This is a genomic window from Sphingomonas sp. CFBP 13720 (assembly GCF_014842075.1).
GTDB lineage: Bacteria > Pseudomonadota > Alphaproteobacteria > Sphingomonadales > Sphingomonadaceae > Sphingomonas.
Genome location: NZ_JACYVA010000002.1, coordinates 501,311 through 513,337, shown reverse-complemented (window position 1 = coordinate 513,337; position 12,027 = coordinate 501,311). Strand labels below are relative to the sequence as shown.

Below are 12,027 nucleotides of genomic sequence, written 5' to 3'. Positions count from 1 at the left end.
GGTCAGTCGGCCAGCGGTCGCTGACCACCCCCGCGCGCGCCGGTGCGCGTGCTGACCGTGGCCCCGACCATGCCGCAGCGTTGCAGGAACGCGCCGACCCCGCATGGCAGTTCGGGCACGCGCAACAACCGCGCGCGTTCCCCGAACGCGTCGACCGCCTTCGGATCGCCGTCGGCGGGTTCGGTTTCCAGCGGCAGGCGGAACCGGTCGGCCTGTCGCCGCCCGCACACGATGATTTCCTCGTCGCTCGGCGCGGCCTGACACGGTATCGCGGCACGGGTGCGTTCGCGCGCCCGCGCCATCGCGGCGGCCATGGTGGTTTCGTCGATCGTCATCGCCATCATCAGCAACATCATCGTCACGAACCTGCCTCCGATCGGTCGATATCCAGGATATCCGTCAAGTTGACTTGCCGGGCAAGGGCTGGTCGCCTATCGCGTGTTTAAACCGTTTAACGGGGAGGAATACCCATGTCGTCCAGCAATACCCTTGCCAGCAATACCCTCGATCGCGTCCTAGTTCTCGAAATGGTGCGTGTCGTGGAAGCGGCGGCGATCGCCGCATCGACGCTCGTCGGACGCGGCGACGAAAAGGCCGCCGATGCCGCCGCAGTCGAAGCGATGCGCGCCGCGCTCAACGAACTCTACATGGACGGCACCGTCGTCATCGGAGAGGGCGAACGCGACGAGGCGCCGATGCTGTTCATCGGTGAGAAGGTCGGGCTGGGCAAGGGACCGGAGATCGACATCGCGCTCGATCCGCTGGAAGGCACCACGATCTGCGCCACCGCCGGTCCCAACAGCCTTGCCGTGCTGGCGATCGCGGAAAAGGGCGGCCTGCTCAACGCGCCCGACGTCTATATGGACAAGATCGCGGTCGGCCCCGGCTATCCCGAAGGCATCATCGACCTCGATCGCACCCCGACCGAAAATGTGAAGGCGGTGGCCGCGGCCAAGGGTGTCGATCCGCACGACATCATGGTGTGCGTACTCGACCGTCCGCGCCACGAAGCGATGATCGCCGAACTGCGCGCGGTCGGCTGTGGCGTGATGCTGATCGGCGACGGCGACGTCGCGGGCGTGATCGCGACCACCAACCCCGACACGACGATCGACATCTATATGGGGGCCGGCGGCGCACCCGAAGGCGTCCTCGCCTGTGCGGCGCTGCGCTGCGTCGGTGGCCAGTTCAAGGGTCGGTTGCTGTTCCGCAACGATGACGAGCGTGGCCGCGCCGCCAAATGGGGCGTGACCGATCTGGACAAGCAGTACGACCTGACCGAACTGGCGCGCGGCGACTGCATCTTCGCCGCCACCGGCGTCACCGACGGTTCGCTGCTCGAAGGCGTCAAGCGCAAGGGCAAGATCATGACCACCGAAAGCGTCGTGATGCGCGCCAGCTCGGGCACGGTCCGCTGGGTCAAGGGCGAACATCGCATCTGATCGGGCCGGGGCGGGGTGCAACCCCAAGGGTTCAGCGGGCGTTCAACCCGCCGATCGCATTCCCGCCCCATGATACGGAGACATTCCATCCGCCCGTTCGTCCCCGCGCTGGCCGTTGCGCTGATCGCCCCGGCCGCCATCCATGCCCAGGCGCCGCAGGGCGACCTTGCCGCCGTGCAGCGTCACCTGGCGGCGGTCGAAACGATGACCGCCAGCTTTTCGCAGACCGATCGCAACGGCCGCGTGCTGACCGGCACGCTGACGCTCAAGAAACCCGGCAAGATCCGGTTCCAGTATGAAAAGAGCGTGCCGATCCTGATCGTTTCGGACGGCAAATCGCTGTACTTCCTCGATTATCAGGTCGGACAGAAACAACGGTGGCCGATCGGCAATTCGCCGCTGGGCATCCTGCTCAACCCCGCGCGCGATGCGTCGAAATATGCGAAGATCGTGCGGTCGAGCGACCCGCGCGTGCTGAGCGTCGAGGCCTATGACCCAAAGCGACCGGAATATGGCCGGATAACGATGATCTTCGCCCGTCAACCTTCCGCTCCGTCCGGGTTGATGTTGCAGGGCTGGGTCGCGCTCGACGCGCAGGCGAACCGGACCACGGTGCGGCTGACGAACCAGCGGTTCAACGTGCCGGTGGCCGACAATGCGTTCCGTTTCAACGAACCGACGCGCGGCGGTCGCTAACGCCGAACGGCATCGACTTCTATCGTCCGGCATGACGCGCTGCGTTCTGCGGCACGGCCGTGGCAGTTGGTACGCGACCGTCATCGGCATATCGCCCCGGATGCGTTGCCCCGCACCACACGGCGATTTCCAGTATTGCCGATCTTACCCCGGACATGCGCTGGGATTGCGATTCGATGCTCTTCCCACGTTGTCGAACTCCGGCAGATCGACGGGCGCGGGGTGGCGGACGTTTTCAGGCGCGCGTACCCTTCTCGCCTGATCGATGGGCCGGTCTGGCGCACCGAACGGACCGCCGTATCGGCCACCCGCCAAATCCGTTGCGAATTGCAACAAATCTGTATGCCTGTTCATGTTGGCGACAGGTTCGCGTCCCTATGGATGGCCTTGCGGTGTTGGGGCGCGTCCGGGATTTTTCCCCCTGTTGCCCGGGTCCTCGACGCCCGCCTGCGTGACGAACGCACGGTCGGCCCTCGTTCCATGCCCCCGGAGCGAGGGCCTTTCCATGTCTGGCGCACCCGCGTCGACGGGGATACAGGCTCCGCCATGGATAGTTTTTCGGTCGCTTCGTGGAACATCAATTCGGTCCGGTTTCGAATCGATATCGTCGAACGTTTCCTACGCGACGCCGCCCCCGACGTGCTGTGCCTTCAGGAAACGAAGGTCGTGGATCAGGATTTTCCCCACGATGCGTTCCGGCGGCTCGGCTACACCCATATCGCGATCAACGGTCAGCGGATGCATCACGGCGTCGCCGTGCTGTCGAAGATTCCCCTTGCGGAGGACGACCGGTTCGACTGGCAGGCGAATGGCGAGGCCCGACACATCGGCGTGCGTCTCGCCAACGGGCTGCGGATCGAGAATGTGTACGTACCGGCGGGCGGCGACGTACCTGATCGGGAAGCGAACCCGAAATTCGGACAGAAGCTCGACTTCATCGATCGCATGATCGACTGGTCCGCCGGGCTGTCGGGCGTACCGACGCTGCTGGTCGGCGATTTCAACGTAGCGCCGCTCGAAAGCGACGTCTGGAGCCACCGCCAACTGATCGACGTGGTCAGTCACACCGCGGTCGAGGTGGCGGCGCTCGCACGGTTGCAGGCGGCGAACGACTGGGTCGATCTGGGTCGCCATTTCGTTCCCGAGCCGCAGCGGCTGTTCACGTGGTGGAGCTATCGCGCGAAGGATTGGGCGGCGTCGGATCGCGGTCGGCGGCTCGACCATATGTGGGCCAGCCGCGACGTGGCCGCGCAGGCGGTGGCGCACCGTGTGCACGAAGATTGCCGCAGTTGGCTGAAACCCAGCGACCATGTGCCGATCGTCACCGAGTTCCGGCGATGAGCATGACGCGCGATGTCGCGCGGGCGATCGACGCGCTGCGCCGGGGCTGGGCGATCGCGATACAGGCGCCGGGCGAACCCGCGCTGACGCTGTTGCCGATCGAAACCGCCGATCCGGCGCGGCTGGCGGCGTTCGATCCCGATGGCACCGCGACGATCCTGTTGTCGTTCGGCCGTGCGGAAACGCTGCGCATCGTCAACCAGCGCGCGGCCGCCGAACCCGATCAGCCGGTGACGATCGTCCGCGAACGCTGGACCGATTTCGCCGCCGCCACCGCACTGGCCGATCCCCAACTCGACCTCGCGACGCCGATGAAGGGCCCGTTTCGCAGCATCGCGACACCCGCACCCCTAGCCGCCGCTGCGGCGCTGCGTCTTGCCCGGATCGCGGGGCTGCTGCCGGCATTCGTGGCGGGCGGCGTGGGCGCGGAAGCGACGATCACCCCGGCGGCGATCGACGCGCACGAGGATGCGAACCGGCTCGCGATCGTCACCCGCGCCCACCTACCGGTCGCGGGGGCGGAGAATGCGGAAATCGTCGCGTTCCGCACCCCCGACGCGGCGGGCGAGCATGTCGCGCTGCTGATCGGTCAGCCCGACGGTCGGCCCCCGCTGGTACGGTTGCATAGCGAATGCTTGACGGGCGACGTGCTGGGCAGCCTGAAATGCGATTGCGGGCCGCAACTCCATGCCGCGATCGCGGCGATCGCCGCCACGGGCTGGGGCATCGTGCTGTACCTGCGACAGGAAGGGCGCGGCATCGGCCTTGTCAACAAGCTGCGCGCCTATGCGTTGCAGGATCAAGGGTTCGACACCGTCGACGCCAATACGCGGCTTGGCTTCGCGATCGACGCGCGTGATTTCGGCGTGGCGGGGCGGATGCTGACGCTGATGGGGCAGACGCAGGTGCGGTTGCTGACCAACAATCCGGCCAAGGTCGCCGGACTGGCGACGGCAGGGATCGACGTCGTCGAACGGGTGCCGCACCATTTGCCGCCCAATCCGCACAACGAACGCTATCTAGCGACCAAGCGCGACCGGACGGGGCACCAGTTGTAGCGTTTGCTTCCGGCGGAAGCCGATCGCCCCGGACCGAACCCGTCTGGACGGACTCCAGCCGACCGGATCTACAGCGCGAGCAGTGCCCGCACATCGTCGAACCCATGCGCGATCTCGGTCACGCCCAGCGCGCGCAGCCGTTCGTCATGGCCGACCGCGCAGTGCGACCCGGCACACAGCCCGATCACCCGAGCGCCCGATGCCACCGCCCCGGTAACGCCGACCGGTGAGTCTTCGAGGATCGCGCAATCGCCGATCGCCACGCCCAGCCGCTCGGCGCCATATAGATACAGGTCGGGCGCGGGCTTGCCGTTGGTGACGTGTTCCTTCCCGCTATAGATATGGTCGCCGAACGCGTCCTCCAGCCCCAGATGGCGCAGATGCGACCGGATCCAGTGCGTCGTGCTGGACGATACGATCGCGCGCGGCAGGTCTGCCGGAAGGGCGCGGACGAAGTCGACCGCACCCGCCACCGCCGCGATGCCTTCGGCAACGACGCGCGCGTCTTCCGCCGCTCGCGCTTCCCAGAAGCCGGCAGGCACCGGCCCGCCGATCCATTTCTCGACCGCCGCCGTGAAGTGTGTGCCCGAAAGCCCCATGAAGTTCGCCATCGAATCGGCCGCCGTCGTGGGATGCCCCGCCTGCGTCAGATATTCGGCGATCTGTCGGTTACCGGCGAACTCGCTTTCGAGCAGCACGCCGTCGAAATCGAACAGCAGAGCCTTGGGTCGGGTCATCGTCGTTCCTGAAAGCAAAGGGAGGGGTTTCAGCCGCGCGCGCCGAACAGCGCCGATCCGACGCGGACGTGGGTCGCGCCCAGCGTGACGGCGGTTTCGAAATCGTCGGACATGCCCATGCTCAGTCCGTCCAGCCCGTGATCGCGCGCCAGCTTCGCAGTCAGCGCGAAATAGGGCGCGGCGTCGACGCCGGCCGGGGGAACGCACATCAGTCCGGCAACGGGCAGTCCGCCGTCCTTCGCCTGCGCCAGCAATCCGGGCAGGTCGCCGATCGCACAGCCGCCCTTTTGCGGTTCGTCGCCGATATCGACCTGAACGAAGCATGCGGGCGCGCGCCCGACGCGGTCGATCGCGCGGGCCAGTGCGGTGACCAGCGATGGCCGATCGACCGAGTGGATCGCATCGAACAGCCGCACCGCGTCCTCCGCCTTGTTCGACTGCAACTGGCCGACCAGATGAAGTGCGATGCCCGGGGTCCCCGCCTGCAGCGCGGGCCATTTTGCCTGCGTTTCCTGTACGCGGTTCTCGCCGAACACACGGTGGCCCGCGTCGATCAGCGGCTGGATCGCGGCGGCGTCGTGCGTCTTGCTGATCGCGATCAGCGTGGTCGCGCCGGCGTCACGCCCGGCGATCGCTTCGGCATGGGCGATCCGGGTGTTGATCGCGGCAAGGCGCGTCGGGGCATCGGTTTGCGTCATTGCGCGCGCTATAGGGGTGGGCATGCGTCCCCGCCACCCCCGCACCCCTGCTTTGCCCCGCCAATGGCTGATGACCGACGAACGGCTGGGCGACGCGCTCCCCGCTATCGTCGCCGCGCTGCCACGCGGCAGCGGTATCGTGTTCCGGCACTATGCGACTCCCGCACGCGAACGGCGGGCGCTGTTCGCGCAACTCCGCCGGATCGCGCGGGCGCGCGGGCATGTGCTGCTGGTGGCCGGGCCGTGGCTGCGCGGCGCGGACGGGGTACATGGTCGCCGGGTGCGCGGTGGCGGACGGATCGCGACGCGCCCGGTCCATTCGCGGCGAGAATTGATCGCGGCCGAACGCGCAGGCGTGGATGCGGTGTTCGCTTCCCCCGCCTTCGCCACCCGATCGCATCCGGGCGGGGATGTTTTGGGTCCGGTCGGTTTCGGGCTGCTGGTCCGCGACCATCGGGTGCCGGTGATCGCACTAGGCGGGATGAACGCCGCGCGCGCGCGCAGACTGGCGGCGTTCGGGATCGCAGGCTGGGCGGCGATCGATGCATGGACGGTGTCGCCTGGCGGTTAGTACGCGATCAATCCGCGTACACCGTTCGTACCGAGTAGCGTTTGAGCGAAGGCCGCTACATCGACTGTCAACGCGCTGTTTCAGCGCGCCCTCAATCAGAAGCGCAGTGCCGTACCCACGTACACCGCCTGGCTTTCGCGCCGGTCGGGTTCGATACGCAGCATCCGGTCGCGTTCGGAACGATAGCGGACACCCGCCGTCACATCGAGGTTGCGCGTCAGGCGATACGACCCGCCCATATCGAGCGAATAGCCCGGAGCGTCCGCAATCAGGCGCGGCTGATCGGCCAGCGGACGATCGCTGCTCGCGCCGACGCGGCCGCTGATCTTGCGACCGGTATAGCTGACGCCGACGCCCATCTGTTCGCGGCTGCCGGGGGCGCCGCCAAGATCGAGTCGCGTCAGATCGCCCGAAACCGCCAGCCGCTTCCAGCCGACCGATACGCCAAGATTATAGGCGACGGGATTGATCGAAGGCGCCGGAGCCGCAACGGCGGCGACCCGTTCGGGCAGGCGACCCGGCCGCGCACCCTGTGCCCGCAACGCGACCTTGATCGCACGCTTGCCGGTGACGCTGCCTTCGGACGGGGTGAAGCGGAAACCGGTCGAATTCAGACCGGTACGTGCCAGTACCGCCGCAAGGCGCGGATCGGCCGATGCCGGCGTGAACGATCCGATGCCGACCAGCGGCATCGATCCCGACTGTGCGGTCCGTTTCAGAACACGCGGCGCACGCTGTTCCTGGGCGAACAGGGCAGGCGACGCACAAAGGCCGGCGGCGATGATCGCCCCCAGTCCAACGCCAGCCAAAGTCTTCCTGCCCGTCATGTTTTCCTCACCCCTCGCAAAGTCGCGCTACCATGATTCGGTTGCAGGCATCCACCGCCCATGGTCGCTTTCCGGCGACCTGTTGCACCGAACCCACATATTTGTCGGACTTCACCGGTCCTGCGGCGATTCAGCGGCGGCCGGAGCTGCCTACCAACTCGCTTGCCGCATCGCCGCGTCCTCCTATAGAAGCGGCCGAACTGCCGTATTGGCTTATCCAAGGAATCCGCCGATGAACCGCCCCCTGCTCCTCGCGATGCTGGCAATGTCTGCCCTGCCGCTTGCCGCATGCGGTGGGGGCAAGGCGCGGATGTCGACCGATCTTGCGGCGTCGAAGGTCACCACGATCGGCGTCAACAGCTATCTGTGGCGCGCCAGCCTCGACACGCTGTCGTTCATGCCGCTGACCCAGACCGATTCGAACGGCGGCGTGATCGTGACCGACTGGTACGTGAACCCGGCCGCCCCGACCGAGCGGACCAAGCTGACGGTGACGATCCTCGACCAGGATCTGCGCGCCGACGCGTTGCGCGTCGCGGCGCTGCGCCAGGTCAGCCAGAACGGCCAGTGGGTCGAGGCACCGGTTCAGGCCGCCACCGTCCAGAAGCTGGAAGACATCATTCTCACCCGCGCCCGCGACCTGCGTCGCGGGTCGGTTTCGGGCTGAGCCGACCGACGATGACCGCACGCTTTTCGCCCGCCGAGGCCGACGCCCGCTGGCAGGCCGCATGGGACGAACGCGCCACGTTCGTCGCCGACGACGCATCGACCAAGCCGAAGCGTTATGTCCTTGAGATGTTTCCCTATCCGTCGGGACGTATCCATATGGGCCATGTCCGCAACTATACGATGGGCGACGTCCTCGCACGGTTTCTGCGGATGACCGGGCACGAAGTGCTCCACCCGATGGGATGGGACGCGTTCGGCATGCCCGCCGAAAATGCGGCGATGGAAAAGAAGGTCCATCCCGGCAAGTGGACCTATGCCAATATCGCAGCGATGAAGGCGCAGTTGAAGCGGCTTGGCCTCGCCTTTGACTGGAGCCGCGAATTCGCGACCTGCGATCCCGAATATTACGGGCACGAACAGGCGCTGTTCCTCGAACTGCTGAACAGCGGCCTCGTCTATCGCAAGGAATCGGCGGTCAACTGGGACCCGGTCGACATGACCGTGCTGGCCAACGAACAGGTGATCGACGGGCGCGGCTGGCGTTCGGGTGCGGTGGTCGAGAAGCGCAAGCTGAGCCAGTGGTTCCTCAAGATCACTGATTTCGCCGACGACCTGCTGGACGGTTTGGGCAGCCTCGACCAATGGCCGGACAAGGTGCGGCTGATGCAGGAAAACTGGATCGGCAAGTCGGAGGGGCTGCAGTTCTCGTTCGCGCCCGTCGCGCCGTTCGCGGACCGGATCGACGTCTATTCGACGCGGCCCGACACGATCTTCGGCGCCAGCTTCGTCGCGATCGCCGCCGACCATCCGGTCGCCCGCGCGCGTGCGCAGGACGATGCGGAAGCGACCGCGTTCATCGAGCTTTGCAAACAGGGTGGGACCACCGCCGCCGAGCTGGAAACGGCCGAAAAGCTGGGCTTCGATACCGGATACCGGATGCAGCATCCGCTGGACCCGGCCGTCACGTTGCCGGTCTATATCGCGAATTTCGTGTTGATGGACTACGGCACCGGCGCGGTGATGGGCGTTCCGGCGCACGACCAGCGCGACCTCGATTTCGCACGCAAATATGGGCTGGAGGTCCGGCGCGTCGTGTCGGACGGCGACACGACCGATCCCGTGTTCGCGGGCGACGAAGCCTATACCGGCCCGGGTCGCCTCGTGAACTCTGGTCCGCTCGACGGGCTGGACGTCGCGGCGGCGAAGCGGTTCGTGATCGACCGTGCCGAGGCGGAGGCATGGGGCAAGGGCACTACCGTCTGGCGGTTGCGCGACTGGGGCGTGTCGCGTCAGCGGTATTGGGGCACGCCGATCCCGATCGTGCATTGCGATGCATGCGGCGTCGTGCCGGTGCCGCGCGCGCAACTGCCCGTCACGCTGCCCGACGACGTGTCGTTCGACATTCCGGGCAATCCGCTGGACCGGCATCCGACATGGAAGCATGTCGATTGCCCGGCATGCGGCGCACCCGCGTGGCGTGAAACCGACACGCTCGATACGTTCGTCGATTCGTCGTGGTACTTCATCCGCTTTGCCAGCCAGCCGAAGGACCGCCCGTTCGACCGCGCCGTCGCCGAAAGCTGGTTGCCGGTCGGCCAGTATATCGGCGGGGTCGAACATGCGATCCTGCATCTGCTGTACGCGCGCTTCTGGACGCGGGCGTTGAATCATGTCGGGCTGATCGACCTGAAGGAACCGTTCGCCGGGCTGTTCACGCAGGGCATGGTCACGCACGAGACGTACAAGGCGGCCGACGGTCGCTGGCTCGCCCCGTCCGAAGTGACCGACGGGATCGAGACGGCAACCGGTGATGCCATCGCCATCGGTCGCGTCGAGAAGATGTCGAAATCGAAGAAGAACACGGTCGATCCCGAACCGATTCTCGACCGCTATGGTGCCGACGCGGCACGCTGGTTCATGCTATCCGACAGCCCGCCCGAACGCGATCTGCCTTGGAGCGAGGCGGGGATCGAAGGCGCGGAACGTTTCGTCCGGCGCGTGTGGAAACTGGTGGCATCGCATGCCGGCGGGCCGGGTAGCGACGCGCTGGCACGGATGCGTCACCGCACGATCGCGGGCGTCGCGACCGATATCGAGACGTTGCAGTTCAACAAGGCGGTCGCCAAGCTCTACACGTTCCTTGGCGAATGCGAGAAGGCCCGCCAAGTCGCCGATGCCGATATCGAGACATTGCTGCTGCTGGTCAGCCCGATGATCCCGCATCTGGCCGAAGAGGCATGGGCGCTGCTGGGCAAGCCCGGGCTGATCGCCGATGCGGCGTGGCCGACGGTCGATCCCGCGATGCTGGTCGACGCCGAATCGACGATCGCGGTGCAGGTGAACGGCAAGCTGCGCGACACGATCGTGCTGCCGCGCGGTACGTCGAAGGACGCGACCGAAGCCGCCGCGCTGGCCGCCGAAAAGGTGGTGCGCGCACTGGAGGGCAAGACGCCGCGCAAGGTGATCGTGGTGCCCGACCGTCTCGTGAACATCGTCGCATGATGCGCGCCGCCGTCCTTGCGCTGGGGCTGCTGCTGGCGGGCTGTGGCCTGCGTCCGCTGTACGGCGGCGGCGAATCGGGGGCGGTGCGCCAGACGCTGTCGGGGGTCGAGGTCGCGCCGATCACCGGACAGAATGGCTGGCTGGTCGCCAATGCGCTGCGCGACCGGCTGCGGCAGGAAGGTCCGGCACGCTATCGGCTGGAAATCCGGCTGGACGACGACATCACCGGCCTTGGCATCCGCCGCGACGATTCGATCACGCGCGAACGCCGCACGCTGCGCGCGCGCTATCAACTGGTCGACCTGTCGAATGGGCAGGTCCGGCTGGACGCGACCGCCGGGTCCGATGCGGGGATCGACGTGGTGACGTCGGAATATGCCACGATCGCCGCTGAACGCAGCGCGCTCGAACGATTGTCACTGATCGTCGCCGACCAGATCGTGACCCGCATCGCGCTGACCACCACGCCGCGTCCATGAAGCTGAAGCCCGAGCAGGTCGGCGGCAAGCTGGACCGGCCCGGACCCGACATCCGCCTGTACCTGTTCCACGGCCCCGACACCGCCGGTGCCATGGCGCTGGCCGCACGGCTGGCGCGGGGGGTGGGCGAGGGGGCCGAACGGGTCGATTTCGATGGTGCGGCGCTGAAGGCCCGGCCGGGCGTCCTGGCGGACGAGGCGGCGTCGCTGTCGCTGTTCGGCGACCGACGGCATATCCGCGTAACCGGCATGGGCGAGGAATCGGTGGAGGCGGTGACGTTGCTGCTGAACGCGGCGACCGCCGGCAATCCGGTTGCCGCGATCGCCCCCACGGTCAAGGGCACCTCGAAGCTGGTCAAGCTGGTCACCGCATCGCTGAACGCGGTCGCGGTCGCGTGCTACGTACCCGATGCGCAACAGGCGGCGAAGCTGGCCGTGGCGATGGCGCGCGACCATGGGCTGCGCCTGCTGGGTGACGTGCCCGATCGGCTGGCTGCGGTGACGGCGGGCGATCGGGCGGTGCTGGCCAGCGAGATCGAGAAGCTGGCCTTGTATCTGGACGCATCGCCCGACCGGCCGCGCGATGCCGACGGGGAAGCGTTCGATGCGATCGGCGCGTCGATCGCCGATGCCGAGATCGGCGGGATCGTCGCGGCGATGATCGCGGGCGACGTGGCCACCGCCGCGCTGCCCGAACTTCCCGGCGGGCCGATCCCCCTGTTGCGGGCGGTCGCGCGGCGGTTGCTGACGCTGGCGGAAATGCGGGCGGACGTGGACGACGGCATGCCGGTCGACCGGGTGCTGGAACGGCATCGCGTGTTCTTCAAGGAACAGGGCGCGACCGGCATGGCGCTGCGCCGCTGGGACGCGCCGCGCATCGCCCGCGCGATCGAACGGGTGCGCGATGCCGAACGCGCGGCGTTGTCGGGCAGCGGGCTGGGCGAAGTGACTGCGGCGGCAGAGGCGATCGCCATCGCGCGCGCGGCGGCACGCGGGCGGTAGCGCGAA

Annotated in this window: 13 protein-coding genes; 9 read left to right on the top strand and 4 right to left on the bottom strand. The window is 67.2% G+C overall.

The genetic code is table 11. From position 1 onward, the window contains the following. Positions 1 to 2 precede the first annotated feature (2 nt). Entirely contained in the window at positions 3 to 362 is a 360-nt protein-coding gene (locus tag IFT55_RS07520) for a hypothetical protein (protein WP_192090588.1), read from the bottom strand. 108 nt (positions 363 to 470) lie between these two features. Between IFT55_RS07520 and glpX the strand changes: the two genes are divergently transcribed. From glpX to ribA, 4 genes are all read left to right on the top strand, one after another. Continuing rightward, entirely contained in the window at positions 471 to 1,442 is a 972-nt protein-coding gene (gene glpX, locus IFT55_RS07515; protein ID WP_192090586.1) for a class II fructose-bisphosphatase, read from the top strand. A 69-nt stretch (positions 1,443 to 1,511) separates the two neighbouring features. Beyond that, positions 1,512 to 2,138 carry a LolA family protein gene (locus IFT55_RS07510; RefSeq protein ID WP_192090585.1) on the top strand — a complete coding sequence of 209 codons (627 nt, stop codon included), beginning with the start codon at positions 1,512 to 1,514 and terminating at the stop codon, positions 2,136 to 2,138. 546 nt (positions 2,139 to 2,684) lie between these two features. Beyond that, positions 2,685 to 3,479 (top strand): exodeoxyribonuclease III, encoded by a 795-nt coding sequence (locus tag IFT55_RS07505; RefSeq protein ID WP_192090584.1) that lies wholly within the window; start codon positions 2,685 to 2,687, stop codon positions 3,477 to 3,479. After that, complete coding sequence (ribA, locus tag IFT55_RS07500; protein WP_192090583.1) at positions 3,476 to 4,537, top strand: GTP cyclohydrolase II; 1,062 nt, start codon at positions 3,476 to 3,478, stop codon at positions 4,535 to 4,537. Before IFT55_RS07505 ends, ribA begins: the two co-directional genes overlap by 4 nt. Before the next feature lie 68 nt (positions 4,538 to 4,605). Here ribA and IFT55_RS07495 read toward each other — a convergent pair whose 3' ends face one another. Both IFT55_RS07495 and IFT55_RS07490 read right to left on the bottom strand, forming a co-directional pair. Next, positions 4,606 to 5,274, bottom strand: coding sequence for an HAD family hydrolase (locus IFT55_RS07495; RefSeq protein ID WP_192090582.1), 669 nt, complete (start codon positions 5,272 to 5,274; stop codon positions 4,606 to 4,608). 29 nt (positions 5,275 to 5,303) lie between these two features. Further along, positions 5,304 to 5,972, bottom strand: coding sequence for a YggS family pyridoxal phosphate-dependent enzyme (locus tag IFT55_RS07490; RefSeq protein ID WP_192090581.1), 669 nt, complete (start codon positions 5,970 to 5,972; stop codon positions 5,304 to 5,306). A 22-nt stretch (positions 5,973 to 5,994) separates the two neighbouring features. Here IFT55_RS07490 and IFT55_RS07485 point away from each other — a divergent pair, with 22 nt between their 5' ends. After that, the gene (locus IFT55_RS07485; RefSeq protein ID WP_192090580.1) at positions 5,995 to 6,543 is read left to right on the top strand and encodes a thiamine phosphate synthase; all 549 of its coding nucleotides are present in this window, start codon (positions 5,995 to 5,997) and stop codon (positions 6,541 to 6,543) included. A 95-nt stretch (positions 6,544 to 6,638) separates the two neighbouring features. Here IFT55_RS07485 and IFT55_RS07480 read toward each other — a convergent pair whose 3' ends face one another. Further along, positions 6,639 to 7,352: a hypothetical protein gene (locus tag IFT55_RS07480; RefSeq protein WP_249403651.1), complete on the bottom strand. Its 714-nt coding sequence runs from the start codon at positions 7,350 to 7,352 to the stop codon at positions 6,639 to 6,641. A gap of 250 nt (positions 7,353 to 7,602) precedes the next feature. Between IFT55_RS07480 and IFT55_RS07475 the strand changes: the two genes are divergently transcribed. From IFT55_RS07475 to holA, 4 genes are read left to right on the top strand one after another with little or no spacing between them, the layout of a single operon-like run. After that, on the top strand, positions 7,603 to 8,037 hold the full coding sequence (locus IFT55_RS07475) for a DUF3576 domain-containing protein (RefSeq protein ID WP_192090578.1): 435 nt from the start codon (positions 7,603 to 7,605) through the stop codon (positions 8,035 to 8,037). Positions 8,038 to 8,048: 11 nt separating this feature from the next. Continuing rightward, positions 8,049 to 10,541: a leucine--tRNA ligase gene (gene leuS / locus IFT55_RS07470; protein WP_192090576.1), complete on the top strand. Its 2,493-nt coding sequence runs from the start codon at positions 8,049 to 8,051 to the stop codon at positions 10,539 to 10,541. Beyond that, a complete protein-coding gene (gene lptE, locus IFT55_RS07465) occupies positions 10,538 to 11,020 on the top strand; it encodes an LPS assembly lipoprotein LptE (RefSeq protein WP_192090569.1) in 483 nt (160 codons plus the stop codon). The genes leuS and lptE overlap by 4 nt, the downstream gene beginning before the upstream one ends. After that, positions 11,017 to 12,021, top strand: a complete 1,005-nt coding sequence (gene holA / locus IFT55_RS07460) for a DNA polymerase III subunit delta (protein WP_192090567.1) — start codon at positions 11,017 to 11,019, stop codon at positions 12,019 to 12,021. Before lptE ends, holA begins: the two co-directional genes overlap by 4 nt. Positions 12,022 to 12,027 lie beyond the last annotated feature (6 nt).